A 17,428-nucleotide genomic window follows, 5' to 3' on the forward strand; every position below is an offset into this window, starting at 1 on the left:
ACTAGTATTTTATCATCAATTTTTAAAGGTAGCCATCGTAAATTTTATTATGCAAGCATAATAAAATGAAATACATTAACTACCTTCTCCTTTCTTATTAAGGAAACGAAGAGATGAATATCAAGATAACAGGCACAGGAAGCTATATTCCTAAAGAAATCATATCTAACGAGGATTTTGAAAATCATCAATTTCTCAATACAGATGGTAGTCAAATTCGGCATACTTCTTCTGTTGTCATCGATAAATTTCAGAAAATTACAGGTATTGAAGAGCGTAGATATGCTCCCGATGAACTTAATACTTCTGATATCGCTTTTCTAGCTGCAGAAAAAGCAATTGCAGATGCGAGAATAGACCCTGAGACTTTAGATTATATTATTGTAGCTCATAATTTTGGAGACGTAGATAAAAACTCACCTCAAGCGGATACCGTACCCAGTCTTGCGGCACGTGTAAAACATCTTTTACGAATACAAAATCCTTATTGTGTAGCTTATGATGTTTTGTTTGGATGCCCGGGATGGATAGAAGGCGTTATCCAAGCGCTTTCTTTTATGAAAAGTGGGATGGCAAAAAAATGCCTAATTATTGGTGCAGAAACCTTATCTAGGGTAATTGATCCTTATGATCGGGATTCTATGATTTATGCAGATGGATCCGGTGCTACGGTTCTAGAAATTTCAGAGAAAGCAGGAGGTATCATATCTACAATAAGCGCCTCTTACACCTATAATGAAGCCAATTTTTTATATTTCGGAAATACATATAATGCAGATTCAAGTGATACCACAAAGTATATCAAAATGTACGGTCGAAAAATATATGAGTTTGCATTAACTCATGTTCCTTTGGCTATGAAAAAATGTCTGGATAAATCGAATACCCATATTTCTGAAGTAAAAAAAATCCTTATTCATCAGGCAAACGAAAAAATGGATGAAGCTATTGTAAAAAGATTCTATGAATTATATGGACAAGAAGCTCCAGATGGCATTATGCCTATGAGTATACAAAAATTAGGAAATAGTAGTGTCGCCACGATCCCTACCTTATACGATCTGATCCTTCAAGGAAAAATAGAACATCAATTCATTCATTCTGGAGATATCTTATTATTTGCAAGTGTTGGAGCAGGAATGAATATCAATGCTTTTTTGTATCAATTCTAAATCCATTCAGAAAAATAGGTGGATCTGATATGGTAATCTTTCTAATTGTCTATTTTTACAATTTATAATAAGATTGTAATCCATTTTACAGATGTACGAAGGAACTTTTCCTCACAAAAGATATAAAGAAACATTAGAATTCTTGAGGGATCATGTTCCTGCACCGGCTTCCATACTTGATCTGGGAGTTCATAATCCCTTTGTAGAATTTATGGAAAAGGAAGGATACATTGTAAAGAATACATCGGGAGAAGATCTGGATATACATACGGACGCTGTAAAATCCAGCCAAGCTGATCTTGTTACCGCATTCGAAATTTTCGAGCATTTAATTGCTCCGTTCAATGTATTACGTGATATGAAACCCAACAAATTAGTAGCATCGATTCCTTTACGACTGTGGTTTTCTCCGGCGTATCGTAGTAAAAATGACCCTTGGGATCGTCACTATCACGAGTTTGAAGATTGGCAATTTGACTGGCTATTAGAAAAAGCCGGTTGGGAGATCAAAGCAAAGAAGAAATGGACACATCCCATCAAAAAAATTGGTTTCAGACCGTTGCTACGATATTTTACACCCAGATATTATATTGTATATGCAGAAAGAAAATAGTCTAAATCAATCTCTTTCCTTTTGAAAATTTATATCGTCATACCTGCTCACAATGAAGAATCATTGATTGCTGAAACTTTAGATTCTTTAGTACATCAAACGATGCTTCCAAAAAAAATCGTTGTAGTTAATGATAATTCTACAGACCGTACAGAAGCTGTAGTAAAAGATTTTGTAAATAAATATCCTTTCATTTCGTTAGTCAATACCAGTTCTTCCAAAGATCACATGCCGGGTAGCAAAGTAGTCCGTGCTTTCTATCAAGGATACAAAACTCTAGACGATGCATATGATGTGATTTGCAAATTTGATGCGGATCTTATTTTCCCAAAAAATTACCTCGAGTCGTTGGTAAAACATTTCAATGATAATTCTAAAATCGGAATGGTTGGTGGTTTTTGTTATATTGAAAAAGGTCAGGATTGGGTCCTTGAAAATCTCACCAACAAAGATCATATCCGCGGTGCATTAAAAGCATATAGAACATCTTGTTTTGAAGACATTGGCGGTATTAAACCCGCTATGGGATGGGACACCGTGGACGAATTATTAGCACAATACCACAATTGGGAAGTAAAAACTGATGAATCTCTAAAAGTCAAACACTTAAAACCCACCGGAGACAGATACAATTCAAAAGCAAGATATAAACAAGGGAAAGCCTTTTATAAAATGCGATACGGTTTTATCATCACCCTGATCGCTTCAGTAAAACTAGCACTTTTAAAAAAACAACCAAGATTAATTAGGGACTATATGGTTGGTTTTTTTAAAGCTAAAAAAGAACGTGAAACTTTTTTAGTAACCAAAGCTGAAGGAGAATTTATCAGAAAACTACGTTGGGGAAAAATCCTCCAAAAGTTATTTAAATCCTAAAAAACACATCTTCTCTACGGGATGGTTATTCCTTTTTTATAGATTTATGTATTATTAATTAAATAATACAGATATGTTACACAAAATTTTAAATGTAAATGGAGTAAAGACTCTTAAAAAGGAGCAACAAAAAACAATTATGGGTGGAGAACCACCTTGCCCTATATGGGTATGCAATTCCTTAGAAACCTGGCCTCTTCAACCGGCTTGCTATTGCGACTAAATCTCTAAAAGTTAAGGGTGTTTGTGATAACTATTAACATAAACACCTTAATGTTTTCTAAGAATATATCCATTCATTAGAAACCAACTTGGTTATTATAAAAAATAGACCTAAATTGCTCCCACACACAATTTACAGGTATCTACTTCTATAGAGGCATGGAACAGTTGTACTGTTTTATGGGAATATTTTAATTAATATTTCAAAACAAACAAATGAAGAAAAGTAGGCTATATGGCTATTTATTAGCTATTCTATTCACCGTAAATTCTTGTACACAATCCAACTCCACAAAACAAAATGATAGATCTCATCTGGTCAATACCCTTAAGGAGTTCCAAAATGCCATTACCATTGCAAAACCTGGTGATGACATTATACTTAGTAATGGTACCTGGACAGACGCACATTTTATACTGGCAGCAGAAGGCACAGAAGAAAAGCCTATAACAATCAAAGCTCAGGATAAAGGAAAAGTAATCCTATCGGGAAATACTTCTTTGAAAATTGGAGGAAAGCATTTAATCATACAGGGACTCGTATTCAATAATGGCTATACAGAAGAAGATGCGCTTATCATCTTTAAGACTGATGACGGAAAATTAGCTGAAAATTGTAGGCTTACAGAAGTAGCCATTGACCACTTTAATCCGACAAATAGATTTGATAAGTCTGAATGGATCCATCTGCACGGAAAAAATAATCGAGTTGACCACAGTTACTTTGGGGGAAAGCTAAATGCAGGAGTTACACTAGTCGTAAGGCTAAATAATAAAAATAGCTTAGAAAACCATCACAGAATAGATCATAATTACTTTGGATATCGACCCAATTTAGGATCTAATGGAGGAGAAACTCTGCGTGTTGGGGTTTCGACATATTCCTTAAGTCCATCAAGAACCTTAATTGAATATAATTATTTTGAACAATGTGATGGCGAAGTGGAAATCGTATCTCTCAAATCCAGCGATAACATCGTACGTAACAACGTATTCTATGAGTCTGTAGGCGTATTGGCTTTAAGACACGGAAACCGAAACCTTATTGAAAACAATTTTTTTATCGGAAACAACAAACCGGGAACCGGTGGAGTTCGTGTAATAAATGCGGGGCATACTATAAAAAACAACCATTTTCAGGAACTGAAAGGAAAGCGTTTCTTTGGTACGCTTCCGGTGATGAATGGCGTACCCAACTCATTAATTAACCGATACCATCGTGCAGAAAACACCGATGTTACCGGAAATAAGTTTTTAAAATGTGATCATATCCAGTTTGGCGTAGGAGCGGATAACGAAAGAACAGATCCTCCACAGGATATCAGATTTACAAATAACATTTTTTACCATCCTGAAAGAAAACAGGTGTTTGAAGCCATTTCAGATTATAGCACTTTTTCCTTTTCAGAAAATCAGGTCGTATCTGCGGATCCAAAATTTAATCACAAAGGATTTGAACAGGTTGAAATTGCCTTCTCTAAAGATCCGGTAGATGGTTTATTGAAAAGTAAATCCTATCAACCCAAATTTCCGTTTACAAAAAAAGAAATAGGACCTGATTGGTATACCCCAAAACTAAAATATTTTGAGATCACCAACAGAAACTCAAATCCAATACAGGTATCGGGAAATGACAATGACGCTTTATTTGATACCATAGAGGCAGCCGCATCTGGTGACACTATTTTATTAAAATCAGGGACTTACATATTTAATAAACCATTAATAATCAATAAAGCTCTTACGCTCATATCAGAAAAAAGTGATAAACAAGTAATCTTTACCTATGATCAAAATGAATCGCAAAAACCCCTGATTATTATAGAAAATGGAGGAAGTCTTTCTATTGATGGCGTTGTATTTGATGGTGCCTCAGCAAATGGTATCGCTCAATCAGGAATCGCGACCTCATCTGAGCCTATGATCCAACACTACAAGCTAAAAGTAAACTTCTGTGAGTTTAAAAATTTTGATGCCAGCCGAAAAACGGCCTTTAGGGCTTATAAAAGTACCTATGCCGATACCATCGTTTTTAAAAACTCTAGGTTTCATAACATATCTGGAAATGCTATAAGTTTAGACGGAGAAAATGAGGATAGAGGACGTTATAACGCAGAGTACATAGAAATCGATAATTGCCATTTTAGTAACGTAATGGGCAATGCAATTTCTCTATTACGAATGGGTAATGATGAAAGTACTACCGGTCCCTATCTGGAATTGAAAAATTCCAGTTTTATCGAAGTTAACAATAAGGATTTGGGTAGTGTAATACTTTTATGGGGAGTTCAAAAATTAAACATTGACAATTTACTATTTATCAATTCCGGAAAAGGTGGAAGAGCTATTAAATATGAAGATCCGGGATGGGCGATTAGCTCTATTGACAACATTAGCCTCATCAATTCTGGTCGTATCGAATCTTTTGGAAAACGTACAGGATCCAACGTGCAAATCATAAAAACTGAAAAACCCTTAGAATTTGAGCCAAAATTTAATGGTTTTAAATCTTTTCAGTAAAGAGTTATATCCCAACAACCAAATCGATAGTTATATAGCTCTTAAAAACCAGACAAGTCTGTCTGGTTTTGTTATTTTCTATATATTTGCATTATGAAACATTCTAAGGTAAGAGCTCATATCATCGAAACTGCTTCTGTTTTATTTTATAACAAAGGGTATAACCTGACCGGGATTAACGAGATTATTAAACAAGCTGGTATTGCAAAGGCTACCTTATATAATCATTTCCCGTCAAAAGAGGATATATGTATCGCCTATTTGCAACATAAAAATGAAACTTTCAGAAAAGATATTGTAGAATTTATCCAGAATGTCCCTCCTGGAAAAACAAGAATCTATGCATTGTTTGAATTCTTAAAATTATTTTTTAATCAGAAGGACTTTAATGGTTGCTGGTGTTTGAACACTTTTTCCGAAATACCTAATGAAAATGAAAAAGTAACAACAGAGATTCAGCAGCAAAAAAACGATTTCATAAAGTTTATAAAAGATCTCGTGTCAGAAAACTTTAACCAAAATTCTGACCCAGCAAATGACATGTTGGCCAGAAAAATTTATTTGTTGTATGAAGGAGCTATTTCCGAAAGCAAATTACACCAAAACATCTGGCCTATTGAAGCTTCTCTATCATTGTGCAAAAAAATAACTGAATAAAAATTTTACAACAAAAAAGACAGACTTGTCTGTTCGTAATAAATAATTTTAATACAAATCAAATGAATCAATTTAAAAACAAAACTGCGCTCATTATTGGAGGAACCAGCGGAATCGGCCAAGCTACTGTAGAATCTCTCATAGAAAAAGGAGCTATTGTACATGTTGTAGGAAGAAATACAACTAAAATTACTGATAGAGAAAATATGATAAAGCATCTGGCGGATATTACAAAACGAGTTGATGTTGAACAACTTTGCGAAACTATTACTAAACTTGACAGATTGGATTATTTGGTAAACGCATCTGGTATTTTTAGTCCAAAACCATTTCTGGATCATACAGTTGAAGATTATGATTCCTATCAGGACTTAAATAGAGGCTTCTTTTTTATCACGCAATCAGCAGCAAAAAAAATGAAAGAGAATCATGCCGGATCTATTGTAAATATTGGTTCTATGTGGGCAAAACAAGCGGTAAAAGCTACTCCTTCTTCTGCATATTCAATGCAAAAAGCTGGATTACACTCCTTAACACAACATTTGGCTATGGAACTAGCAGATCACGGAATTAGAGTAAATGCAGTATCACCTGCAGTAGTAGAAACGCCCGTTTATCACAGTGTTTTTGGTGGGGCCGAAGAAGCTAAAAAAGCTTTAGAAGGTTTTAATAATTTTCATCCCATAGGAAGAAATGGAACTGCAAAAGATATAGCCAATAGTATTACCTTCTTATTGTCCGACCAAGCATCTTGGGTTACTGGAGCGATTTGGGATATTGATGGTGGCGTAATTGCCGGGAGGAATTAAAATTGTATGGCATAGTAAAGTCTCTTTTCCAGAGGCTTTACTATGCAATATAAACAATACCAAAAATTACTCTAACACAAAAGGCAATACATCACCAGTTGCTCCATTAGGAAAGGTAATTCCAAGCAAAGCAGAAATGGTAGGTGCAATATCCGGAATTGTTGTTTTTTGTGTAGTACTTCCTTTTTTGATTCCTTTACCCATAAATAATAAAGGAGCATGAGTATCATAACTCAATCCACTACCATGAGTTGATCCTGTAGGAGAATAGACGATTGTTGCGGGATCTAAAATGAAAATAACATCACCGCTTCTTTTTTGATTATACCCTCTTTGAACCAGAGCTGCGATTCCTTCTGTAAAGCTACCCATTAAAAGTTGTTCTCGGGTAAACACTTTATCAATTTGATCATATTGTAAAACAAAGTGCGCAATAGCTTTCTGTAAATCCTCTGGGTTTATATTGTTTTTTGATAACATATTATATGCAAAAAACACCTGATCATTTGATATTTTTTCGATCAATCCATCCACTTTAAACTTTTCCTTAACAAAAGCTTCGACATCTGCGGATAAAGCTTTCATGTTAAAATAACCAGCAGGAATTTTAACCGTTTTTAAATAATTTGGAACATGAACTGCTCCGTGGTCTGCTGTCAGAAATACGGTATAATTATCTTTTCCGACTTTGGAATCCAGTGCTTTGAAAAAGCGTTCCAAATCTTTATCCAAACGAAGATATGTATCTTGGATTTCTTTAGAATTTACTCCAAAGTTATGCCCAACATAATCCGTACTGGAAAAACTTACTGTAAGAAAATCTGTAATAGCATCTTTCCCTAGTTCTTCGCCATCAATTGCAGCGATGGCAAAATCAGCTGTTAAACTATTTCCATAAGCCGATCCTTTGATAATATCATAACCCTCATTCTGATCTTTCAACGTTGCTAAATCATATGGAAATGTAGGAGTTTCCTTTCCTTTAAAACCTCTCTCAAAAGAATTTAAATCCTCCCCGCTTTCGGTGTACGTATTTATATCATATAGGGTATTCCAGGTTTTTAAATAGGATTCCGCCTTATCAGAATCATTAAATTTTTGTACCCATTCCGGCAAGTCATTTCTATAATATGTACTTGTGATCCATTTTCCTTCATCTTTTCCTCTAAACCAATATGCACCATTAGCAGAATGTCCTGCAGGCAAAATAGCTCCTCGATCTTTTATAGCGATCCCGATCGACTTTCCTTTCAGTTGTGTATGCAATCTGTTTTGATCCGCTACAGTAGTCGTTTTCATTCTATGTGGTGACATTCGTTCCATTTCACTATCCGAACCTACTGCTCTTACTGAAGGATCACTAGCACAATACACTTCTTTCTTACTAAATTTATCATACCAAAAATTAGAAATGATCCCGTGATTTTGGGGTGTAGTACCAGTAAAAACTGATGCGTGACCCGGTCCCGTATACGTTGGGATATAATTAAAATGATTGTTTTTACAATTAAATCCTTCTCGAATCATTCGCTTAAAACCGCCTTTACCAAATCCATTGTAGAAACGGGTCAAGTAATCGTATCGCATTTGATCAACGACGATACCCACTACCAATTTTGGAGAAGTACCAAAGGTTTTTCCATTTACAATTTCCTTAGAACTTACCGTAGATGAAACTTGTTGTGACCTGCATTGTATAGAAATCAGAACTAGCCCAATAATCAATAAAACTTTCTTTATCATTACTTCAATTAAATTTAGATGGCTAAATTACCATTTATGCAAATGTAAAACTTTAATAGAAGGTTATATCTTGTCGCTATTTTTTTTTCTATTTTAGCCCTTCTAATGTAAGATATATGTTTTATCTGGACGATATTGGTCGTTATTTTTTAATGCTGAAAGGAGTTTTTAGTCGTATGACTAAAGGTTCCGTTCTAAGGAATTTAATTTTAAAAGAAATAGATGACCTAATTATAGGTTCATTAGGTATCACCATTTTTTTAGCGTTCTTTATCGGAGCGGTAGTTGCTATACAAACTGCGTTGAACCTAAACAATCCGATCATTCCTAAAAAATTAATTGCGTTTGCTTCCAGACAATCGGTTATTCTGGAATTTGCCCCTACCTTTATTTCTGTGATTATGGCCGGTAAGGTAGGGTCTTTTATAACCTCTAGTATCGGAACAATGAGAGTAACCGAACAAATAGATGCTTTAGAGGTTATGGGGATCAACTCACTTAACTATCTGGTGTTTCCCAAGATCGTAGCAATGTTTATGTATCCATTTGTTATAGCTATTGCTATGTTCGTAGGCATCTTTGGAGGGTATATAGCAGGTGTATATGGAGGATTTGTTTCTAGCAGTGAATTTATTACAGGTCTTCAAGAGGATTTTATACCATTTCATTTAGTCTATGCGTTTATAAAAACATTTTTATTTGCGTTCATATTAGCAACCATACCTTCGTTTCATGGATATTATATGAAAGGAGGCGCTTTGGAAGTTGGTAAAGCTAGTACTTCTGCATTTGTATGGACCACCGTTGTTGTTGTTATAGCTAATTATGTATTAACCCAATTATTATTAAGCTAATGATCGAAGTAAAGGACATACATAAAGCATTTAATGGCGAAGAGATTCTGAAAGGAATCACCACTACTTTTGAGCGTGGAAAAACCAATTTGATTATTGGTACTAGTGGAAGTGGTAAAACGGTTTTCTTAAAATGTATGCTAGGATTATTCACTCCAGAAAAGGGAAGTATTTGTTATGATGGAGCTACCTATTCAGAACTTAACGAAGAAGAGCAAAGAAATCTTCGAGAGCAAATGGGAATGGTATTTCAGGGGAGTGCATTGTTTGATTCTATGACAGTAGAAGAAAATGTGATGTTCCCATTAATGATGTTTACCAAACAAAAAAAGGAAGAAATGCTAGAACGAGTAAACGAAGTATTGGCTCGTGTAAATCTCGAAAATGCAAATAAGAAACTTCCTTCAGAAATTAGTGGTGGTATGCAAAAACGTGTAGCAATCGCAAGAGCCATTGTAACCAGACCTAAATATCTTTTCTGCGATGAACCCAACTCTGGACTAGATCCCAGAACCGCTATCGTAATTGATAATTTGATTAAAGAAATCACCGAAGAATACGACATCACTACCATCATTAATACGCATGATATGAATTCTGTTATGGAAATTGGAGAAAAGATTGTCTTTTTAAGATATGGTCATTTAGAATGGGAAGGTGATAAAACACAAATCTTCAAAACTGATAACGAAGCTGTAACTGAATTTGTATACTCTTCTAACCTATTCAAAAAAGTAAGAGATGCTCAGTTAAAAGGGCTTTAATGATCACTTTATCATTATAATCCAAAAACATTAATTTCTTTTCTTTCCTGCAAATTTCAAATTATACTTTGGATAATAGAGTTCTATTTCATTCAATCCAGAGTTCTTTTTTTTATACGTTAACTTTCCACCTCCATCTGTAGAAATAAGTGTAGTGCGACTTTCTGGAATAAGTATTGAATAAAGCCAACTTCGTTCTTTAGAGTAAATCACCAAAGTTCCTCTTTCTTTTACTATATATAAATTAAAATCATAATCTTCAACGTAATATTCTCCTTCAATTTCCTCGTCTATTTTAAATTCTTTATAGCGCTCCTCTAAAGACGGGAAAAAATTATCGACTTCGTTAAAATCCGGAAAATCTGCATTTAAAACCAGTGACTTGATCATAGTAGCATTCGGAATTTTCGTGGTAAATGTCCTATTGTTATTTTTCCAAATTGAGAGATCAAAAGTCTTTTGGTAATTCTCATTTTTTAACCCTTCAGAACCTTTATAGATAACTTCGATACTTAAAGGTATTATTCGATCTCCTATTCTTTTTACGACAAGATCATCTCCTTTCAAAGATTCGATCGCAAGATCAGGATATCCGGTTTCGAAATACCATGAATTCCAGAAAAAACTCAAGTCTTCTCCGCTCACATCTTCAAAGGTATAAAAGAAGTCATATGGTGTTGGAGACTTCTTTGCCCATCTATTGACATAAGATCTAAAGCATTCTAAAAAAAGTTCTTCTCCTAAATATTGATACAATAACGCATAGGTAAAAGAAGGCAAGGTATACGCTTGGTAACCATAACTGTCTCCTGTATATTGTGAAGATGTTACTGTAGGTAAATCTCCTATACTACCAATCATACCTTGCATCACTAATTTAAAATTCGAATACAAAGAAGTAGAATTATCATTATCACTAAAAAACTTATGAATTACCAAAGTTTCGATAAAGTCGGCCCAACCTTCATCCATCCAAGCAAATCTGCGCTCATTAATTCTGACATACATAGGAAAATAGGTATGGAACAACTCATGCACGGTAACTGGAACTCCTGGCCCACCGTTGTTAGCCATCATAGGAAACTCCATACCTCCTCCTCTATTTCTTAAACCAATAAACGTTGAAAACACAGGATAAGGATAAGCAATCCCAGGAATGTCTTCTGAAAAATGCTTCATGACCTTTTGTTGGATAGTTGTTATCTCTTTATAATTATCTGCTTTTTCCAAAGGAAAAGCGGAATTAATAAGTACCCTTTTTCCGGAAATTTCTTGAGATGCTGCGTCCCATATATAATGATCACTCATCGCAAATGCAAAATCCGTTACCTCTGTCGCTTTGAAATTCCAAGTATCACTTTTTAATTTTAGTTCTTTGATATCTTGTTCGGTAACTACATGAATAACTTCATTTGAAGACTGCGCTTGCACATATTTTTTATAAATTTCCGAAGGAAGAACTTCTTTACTATTTTCTAAAGTACCAGTAGCCCATACCAGAAAATTATTCGGAACCGTAATGTTTACATCAAAATTGGCTAGGTTATTATAAAACTCTGTATCCATCGTGTAATCTATTCTATCCCAGCCAAAAACATCATCATACACCGCCACTTGTGGATACCAATATCCAACAAAAAAAGAGGTGTCATCAATAGCTCCAGTTCTTCTAAGAGTTAGAGGTACTTTTTGTTGCCATTCAAATTCCAAGTTTAATTGCTTTCCTGTTTTTAACGGCTCAGGTAACTTTATTGTTAAATTGGTTCCACGACGTCTTACAATATCCTGATCTGAAAGATCAAAATCAACTCCCTCCACAATTATTTTTTTAATATTAACTCCTTCTCCAATATCTTTTGGATTTACAGATGATCCTCTTTTTGCTCCTTTTTTAAAAACGTCATAATAAAGGCGGATTACGATTTCAGATAAGTCATCCGGACTATTATTGGTGAAAAGAACATTTTCTTTACCGTCAATCATCCGTGTTTTGGGAGTAATCGCAACATCAATTTTATAGTCAACACTATTCTGCCAATACTTTTTACCTGGTTGACCGTCTTTAGATCTTGTATGATTTTGATATGCTTTTTGAATCTCTTTTGGGATATAAAGATCGCTTTGCGCGCGTAAAACACCAAACATAAATACAGCATAAAGTATGCAGATTATTCTTTTAAAATTCATTTGGATCATTAAATTTGTATACCGTTTCCTTGCTTTAAAATAATTCCTCATTTACAAAGATTACTCAAAAACACGAGATAACTCTTATTACTTCACCAACAACGTATCCGCTTTCAGTTCTCCGGTAATCCACTCGCGTAAATCTTTATTTCTAACATCATTAAGGCTATCAGACACCTGAAATTTCCAAACAGGAAAAATTACTTTTACGGTATCCACTTTTAAGAAATTGGATTGTAACACTTCGCCATACCCCAGTTGGGATAAATCCGGAAAACGTATTTTTGCATCCTTTGCGATATTGTTATACGGCAATACTTCTACAGGAATTACTTTTTGAGCTTCTGCGAGTTGAGTTTCTAGAAGTGCAAGACGAATTTTAAGATCTTCAATTTTGTCTAATAATCCTTCGTTTTCATTTTCTAAACGATTTAACTCCACAATATATCTATCGTTTGCCTTGGAAATTTGCTCGATCCCACGTGCTTTATTACCACTAATTTTTAGGGTAAAGTCTTTGATACTTTCATAGTTTCTAAGCTCATTTTGTAAATCACTTACCGTGGCTTCAGCGATTTCACCGTCAAAGTATAGCTTGATAGATTTATCATCATATTCATAAAACTGTTTACGTAAATAAAGATTGGGATTTGCATCAATTTCATTTAACATAAAATTTCTATAGTCTCGATCCGCATTACTTTTGTTTAAAGTAACATAAAAAGTCCAGATCGCAGGAATTACTGCTACAATTGCTAGTGCTGATGCGAGTCTGGCTATACGCTTTCTTTTTGCCGAGTTTGCATAGCGCAACATCGGAAAACGTAATAACTTAGCTACTATAAAAGTTGATAATGCAATGAAAATGGCGTTGATACAAAAAAGATAGATCGCACCTAAAGCATAATCAAGATTTAATTCTGCAATACCATATCCTACCGTACACAAAGGTGGCATTAATGCTGTAGCAATAGCAACTCCGGCTATAGCATTAGGCATAGTTCCTTTTTTGGACTTGGCTACAATCAGTGCAAGACCACCAGATATCGCTACAAAAACATCCAGAATTGTAGGAGCTGTTCTAGATTGTAGTTCAGGTGTAAGCTCAGTTAAGGGTGAAACCGCAAAGTATAAGGTAGCAGTAAGCACACTTAGTCCTACCATCACTCCTAAATTGATAAAAGACCGCTTAAGTGTATCGATATCATTAATTGCTATGGATAACCCAACTCCAACAATTGGCCCCATTAATGGAGAAATTAACATCGCTCCGATCACTACTGCAGTTGAACTTACATTAAGTCCAATAGAGGCGACGAATACCGAAAATATAAGGATCCAAGCATTATGCCCTTTAAAAGGAATATCGTTTTTAACATCCTCTATAGTCTGATCTCGATCCGTATCAGATCGTATATCCAATAACCCAGAAAGAAACAGTTTTATACTCGTAAAAAGACCTTTAGCGTCTCTTTTTACAGATTCTTTGATTTCTTCTTGATCTGAATTAACAGGCTGGTTTGTGTTTTCTTCCATTCGTATTATCCGTATTTTTCTCCGTAAGTATCTTTTACTTTTTTAAGCACTAGTTTAATATCCTGTTCTTTCTTTTTAGGATAAATCAACAGCACCTCTTCTTTATCTACAATGATATAATCTTCCAGTCCATCGACTACGACAATTTTATCTCCTGAGGTTCTAATCATATTACCCGAGGCATCATCTGCTAAAACCCTGGCATTCACTACTGCATTTTTGGCATCTGTTTTATCGAGTTTGTCGTACAAAGAACCCCATGTACCAAGATCATTCCAATCAAAAGTAGCCGGAAGCACGTACACATTTTCTGCTTTCTCTAAAATAGCATAATCTATAGAAATATTCTCTGCGAGCGGATAATTTTTAGCAATAAACTCGTTCTCTTGCCCGGTGTTATATACAGGCAATCCTTTTTCAAAGAGAGCGGTCATTTCTTTTTGAAATCGGGCAAAAGCGTTTACAATACTTTTTGCACTCCAGATAAAGATTCCTGCATTCCACAGATAGTTTCCTTGGTCCAAAAATTTCTTTGCTGTTTCGTAATCCGGCTTTTCGGTAAACTGAGCTACTTTTTTAATCGCATTAGCTTCTTTGGTGAATTGTATATATCCATAACCGGTATTCGGAAAACTAGGCTGAATGCCTAAGGTCATTAATATGTCCTTTTCTGAGCAGGCGTCAAAACATTGCTTTAAATTTCCTGTAAAGGCATTCTCATCTTCTATCCAATGATCACTAGGAGCCACAACCATAACAGCATCAGGGTTTTCTTTTTGAATTTTTAGAGCTGCATATAATATACAAGGAGCCGTATTGCGCATTGCTGGTTCGGTTACCACTTGACGCTGTTCTGCATCGGGTAGTTGCTCTAAAACCAGGTCATTATACCGCTCATTGGTTAATATAAATATATTCTCGACCGGGATAATTTTAGCCAACCGATTAAATGTTCGTTGGATTAATGTTTCACCGGTTCCTAACATATCGTGGAACTGCTTGGGGAATTCTGTGGTACTTACGGGCCAAAATCTTGATCCGACTCCTCCTGCCATAAGAATGGCGTAAAAATTTTTGTTCATAATTAATTTAGTAATTCGACCTCAGCATTGGGGTTAAACAGGTAAATCCTACCTGTGCTGATTTCGACACATTCGTAACGTTTTACGCGTTTATTTCCTTTTTGGAATATCTTTCCATTATATAATCTAAACTTACTTCCTAAAGGTACTTCAAAGATATAATTTTTATCATTCTCTGGGTCATATTGTTTCAATGCTAATGATAATTTTGTATCCGTGTCACTACTTGCTCTAGGATTCTTAAAGTGATTGGCAATAACCGGCAATAATCTGGATGGAAAAACATCTGGATTGATATACGGTAGCATCAACTGCTGAAAAGTTCTTTTCCACTCTATCCCGTGTGGTTTGATATAGCGACCGTATTTCTCGAAAGCTACTAGGTGAGCAATCTCGTGAATTAACGTGATTAAAAATCGATACCTATTAAGTGATGCATTTACCGTTATCTGATGTCTACCATCGGGCATTTTTCGATAATCTCCGTGCCTGGTAACACGTTCATTTACTATCTTAAGATGGACGTTACACCTTACAATCAAATCAAATGCTGGTTCTAATGCTCTCTCCGGAATGTATCTTGCCAGGATTTCCTTCATTTGCGCAAAATACAAAAATAAGCGCATCGATGGGATGCGCTTTTTAAAGAATTCTTTTAGCTACTATCTACTGAACTTTTTCGTAACTATTCATTAATCTTACAAACTCAGCTCGATATCCTTGTTCATCCTTTCCTCTGTTATTTTTTGCCAACATGATGATATCTTCGATATTTTGATTTTGCATATACTGTGAGTTTCTTAACTTCATTCCATACCAAGCTACAGAAGCTGCAAATTGAAAGTCGTTCGAGATTTGTTTCTCAGTATCTGTTTTATGTATATGAACCATCTCCATACTTTGATCTTCCTTTGGTTTTTTATACCTGAATTTTACGGTAAGTAACTCATCTCCATATTTAGCGTTCTCAACTCCTCCATTTTTTTCAGCGTATTTTAAATCCGAAACTTCCTTGAGGTATGTGCTTTGTACACCAGTTGGGATAACCTCATACAATGCGGTGACGGTGTGACCACTACCTAATTCTCCTGCATCTTTAGTATCGTCTATAAAATCTTCATCATTTAATAATCTATTTTCATAACCTATCAAACGATACGCCTGTACTTTGGCTGGATTAAATTCTACCTGGATTTTTACATCTTTTGCAATGGTATATAGCGTTCCTCCAAACTCTGTTCCTAATACTCGCTGTGCTTCTTGCATAGTATCTATATAGGCGTGATTACCATTACCTCTGTCAGCCAGTGTCTCCAATTTACTGTCTTTATAATTTCCCATGCCAAAACCCAAACAGGTTAAGAACACACCTGATTCTCTTTTTTCTTCAATTAACGCTTTCATTCCGGTATCATTACTAACTCCTACGTTAAAGTCACCATCGGTTGCCAGAATTACTCTATTATTCCCGTTTTTGATAAAATGCTCTTCGGCAATTTTGTAGGCAAGTTTTATTCCTTCACCTCCCGCGGTAGAACCTCCTGCATTTAGTTTATCCAATGCTTCTATTATCTTTTCTTTGTTTTTTCCACTTGTTGTTTTCAATATAACACCCGCCGCACCTGCGTATACCACAATAGACACCTTGTCTTTAGCTCTCAACTGTGATACTAGCAGTTTAAAGGCCTTTTTTAATAGTGGTAACTTATTGCTATCGTTCATAGATCCAGAAACATCAATTAAAAAAACCAGATTTGATGCAGGAAAACTTTCTGCAGGTATTTCTTTACCTTTTATTCCAATTTTAACCAATTGTGTTTCTTCATTCCAAGGTGTTGAACCTAATTCTGTATGAATGCCAAAAGGATGCTCGCCCGATGGCTGTGGATAATCATACCGGAAGTAGTTGATCATTTCTTCTATCTTCACCGCATCTGCAGGAATCTCCTGACCGTTATTAATCATCCTGCGAATATTACTATATGAAGCTTTATCCACATCAATTGAAAAAGTTGATAACGGCGCTAGGCTTACTCTTTTAAAGGTGTTTTTGATCACTTCTGCATAAGATTCATTGTTTTCCTCTTTCATAAAAGCAGGAGACTTTGCAATTACCGTCTTATCATCTAACACCTCAAACTTAAACTCGATGGGCTCTGGAGCTTCTGCTTCTATATCTTCAACCATATATTGCTCAATAAAAACATCTTCGTCTATTTCTTTAATCCTAGGTGTCTCTTCGTTTTCTGAAATAACCAGGTCCGGCTCTTTGTTATCATCAAGCTTTAATTTGGTAGGTGCTTTCGTTTTGAGATCACAAGAGATGATCATTAAGGCAGATATCCCGATAATCCACCATCTGTTTTGTTTAAAATTCATTGTTTTCATACTAT

At 35.2% G+C, this 17,428-nt stretch carries 15 protein-coding genes; 9 read left to right on the plus strand and 6 right to left on the minus strand.

Annotated elements, in window-relative coordinates:
- Positions 1-113 precede the first annotated feature (113 nt).
- The 7 genes from ACE94K_RS22635 (at position 114) to ACE94K_RS22665 (ending at position 6,869) form a co-directional block, all read left to right on the plus strand.
- Positions 114-1,172, plus strand: coding sequence for a 3-oxoacyl-ACP synthase III family protein (locus tag ACE94K_RS22635; RefSeq protein ID WP_378178046.1), 1,059 nt, complete (start codon positions 114-116; stop codon positions 1,170-1,172).
- A 91-nt stretch (positions 1,173-1,263) separates the two neighbouring features.
- Complete coding sequence (locus ACE94K_RS22640) at positions 1,264-1,785, plus strand: methyltransferase (RefSeq protein WP_378178048.1); 522 nt, start codon at positions 1,264-1,266, stop codon at positions 1,783-1,785.
- A 21-nt stretch (positions 1,786-1,806) separates the two neighbouring features.
- Positions 1,807-2,661 (plus strand): glycosyltransferase, encoded by an 855-nt coding sequence (locus ACE94K_RS22645; RefSeq protein ID WP_378178050.1) that lies wholly within the window; start codon positions 1,807-1,809, stop codon positions 2,659-2,661.
- A 73-nt stretch (positions 2,662-2,734) separates the two neighbouring features.
- The gene (locus ACE94K_RS22650; RefSeq protein WP_378178052.1) at positions 2,735-2,884 is read left to right on the plus strand and encodes a hypothetical protein; all 150 of its coding nucleotides are present in this window, start codon (positions 2,735-2,737) and stop codon (positions 2,882-2,884) included.
- A gap of 215 nt (positions 2,885-3,099) precedes the next feature.
- Complete coding sequence (locus ACE94K_RS22655; protein WP_378178054.1) at positions 3,100-5,403, plus strand: chondroitinase-B domain-containing protein; 2,304 nt, start codon at positions 3,100-3,102, stop codon at positions 5,401-5,403.
- A 93-nt stretch (positions 5,404-5,496) separates the two neighbouring features.
- Complete coding sequence (locus tag ACE94K_RS22660; protein ID WP_378178056.1) at positions 5,497-6,060, plus strand: TetR/AcrR family transcriptional regulator; 564 nt, start codon at positions 5,497-5,499, stop codon at positions 6,058-6,060.
- A gap of 62 nt (positions 6,061-6,122) precedes the next feature.
- A complete protein-coding gene (locus ACE94K_RS22665) occupies positions 6,123-6,869 on the plus strand; it encodes an SDR family NAD(P)-dependent oxidoreductase (RefSeq protein WP_378178058.1) in 747 nt (248 codons plus the stop codon).
- A gap of 66 nt (positions 6,870-6,935) precedes the next feature.
- Here ACE94K_RS22665 and pafA read toward each other — a convergent pair whose 3' ends face one another.
- Positions 6,936-8,612 (minus strand): alkaline phosphatase PafA, encoded by a 1,677-nt coding sequence (gene pafA / locus ACE94K_RS22670; protein WP_378178060.1) that lies wholly within the window; start codon positions 8,610-8,612, stop codon positions 6,936-6,938.
- A gap of 116 nt (positions 8,613-8,728) precedes the next feature.
- Between pafA and ACE94K_RS22675 the strand changes: the two genes are divergently transcribed.
- Positions 8,729-9,466 (plus strand): MlaE family ABC transporter permease, encoded by a 738-nt coding sequence (locus tag ACE94K_RS22675; RefSeq protein WP_378178062.1) that lies wholly within the window; start codon positions 8,729-8,731, stop codon positions 9,464-9,466.
- Entirely contained in the window at positions 9,466-10,230 is a 765-nt protein-coding gene (locus ACE94K_RS22680; RefSeq protein WP_378178064.1) for an ABC transporter ATP-binding protein, read from the plus strand. Before ACE94K_RS22675 ends, ACE94K_RS22680 begins: the two co-directional genes overlap by 1 nt.
- A 30-nt stretch (positions 10,231-10,260) precedes the next feature.
- On the opposite strand, the gene ACE94K_RS22685 is transcribed toward ACE94K_RS22680, so the two are convergent.
- The 5 genes from ACE94K_RS22685 to ACE94K_RS22705 all read right to left on the minus strand — a co-directional run bounded on the left by ACE94K_RS22685 (position 10,261) and on the right by ACE94K_RS22705 (position 17,423).
- Positions 10,261-12,417 carry a M1 family metallopeptidase gene (locus ACE94K_RS22685; protein ID WP_378178066.1) on the minus strand — a complete coding sequence of 719 codons (2,157 nt, stop codon included), beginning with the start codon at positions 12,415-12,417 and terminating at the stop codon, positions 10,261-10,263.
- 87 nt (positions 12,418-12,504) lie between these two features.
- Complete coding sequence (locus ACE94K_RS22690; protein WP_378178068.1) at positions 12,505-13,953, minus strand: DUF389 domain-containing protein; 1,449 nt, start codon at positions 13,951-13,953, stop codon at positions 12,505-12,507.
- Between the two features lie 5 nt (positions 13,954-13,958).
- Positions 13,959-15,035 carry a mannose-1-phosphate guanylyltransferase gene (locus ACE94K_RS22695; protein WP_378178070.1) on the minus strand — a complete coding sequence of 359 codons (1,077 nt, stop codon included), beginning with the start codon at positions 15,033-15,035 and terminating at the stop codon, positions 13,959-13,961.
- Between the two features lie 2 nt (positions 15,036-15,037).
- Positions 15,038-15,634, minus strand: coding sequence for a SprT-like domain-containing protein (locus ACE94K_RS22700; protein WP_378184348.1), 597 nt, complete (start codon positions 15,632-15,634; stop codon positions 15,038-15,040).
- Positions 15,635-15,701: 67 nt separating this feature from the next.
- Entirely contained in the window at positions 15,702-17,423 is a 1,722-nt protein-coding gene (locus ACE94K_RS22705) for a von Willebrand factor type A domain-containing protein (RefSeq protein ID WP_378178072.1), read from the minus strand.
- Between the last annotated feature and the right edge of the window lie 5 nt (positions 17,424-17,428).

This window comes from Aquimarina besae, from assembly GCF_042434905.1.
Lineage (GTDB): Bacteria > Bacteroidota > Bacteroidia > Flavobacteriales > Flavobacteriaceae > Aquimarina.

What these genes read in the sequence shown, in the direction of transcription:
- ACE94K_RS22690 (WP_378178068.1), bottom strand. Translation starts at nt 13,953, where the DNA reads ATGGAAGAAAACACAAACCAGCCTGTTAATTCAGATCAAGAAGAAATC.
- ACE94K_RS22635 (WP_378178046.1), top strand. Translation starts at nt 114, where the DNA reads ATGAATATCAAGATAACAGGCACAGGAAGCTATATTCCTAAAGAAATC.
- ACE94K_RS22665 (WP_378178058.1), top strand. Translation starts at nt 6,123, where the DNA reads ATGAATCAATTTAAAAACAAAACTGCGCTCATTATTGGAGGAACCAGC.
- pafA (WP_378178060.1), bottom strand. Translation starts at nt 8,612, where the DNA reads ATGATAAAGAAAGTTTTATTGATTATTGGGCTAGTTCTGATTTCTATA.
- ACE94K_RS22660 (WP_378178056.1), top strand. Translation starts at nt 5,497, where the DNA reads ATGAAACATTCTAAGGTAAGAGCTCATATCATCGAAACTGCTTCTGTT.
- ACE94K_RS22650 (WP_378178052.1), top strand. Translation starts at nt 2,735, where the DNA reads ATGTTACACAAAATTTTAAATGTAAATGGAGTAAAGACTCTTAAAAAG.
- ACE94K_RS22680 (WP_378178064.1), top strand. Translation starts at nt 9,466, where the DNA reads ATGATCGAAGTAAAGGACATACATAAAGCATTTAATGGCGAAGAGATT.
- ACE94K_RS22705 (WP_378178072.1), bottom strand. Translation starts at nt 17,423, where the DNA reads ATGAAAACAATGAATTTTAAACAAAACAGATGGTGGATTATCGGGATA.
- ACE94K_RS22675 (WP_378178062.1), top strand. Translation starts at nt 8,729, where the DNA reads ATGTTTTATCTGGACGATATTGGTCGTTATTTTTTAATGCTGAAAGGA.
- ACE94K_RS22640 (WP_378178048.1), top strand. Translation starts at nt 1,264, where the DNA reads ATGTACGAAGGAACTTTTCCTCACAAAAGATATAAAGAAACATTAGAA.
- ACE94K_RS22695 (WP_378178070.1), bottom strand. Translation starts at nt 15,035, where the DNA reads ATGAACAAAAATTTTTACGCCATTCTTATGGCAGGAGGAGTCGGATCA.
- ACE94K_RS22655 (WP_378178054.1), top strand. Translation starts at nt 3,100, where the DNA reads ATGAAGAAAAGTAGGCTATATGGCTATTTATTAGCTATTCTATTCACC.
- ACE94K_RS22700 (WP_378184348.1), bottom strand. Translation starts at nt 15,634, where the DNA reads ATGAAGGAAATCCTGGCAAGATACATTCCGGAGAGAGCATTAGAACCA.
- ACE94K_RS22685 (WP_378178066.1), bottom strand. Translation starts at nt 12,417, where the DNA reads ATGAATTTTAAAAGAATAATCTGCATACTTTATGCTGTATTTATGTTT.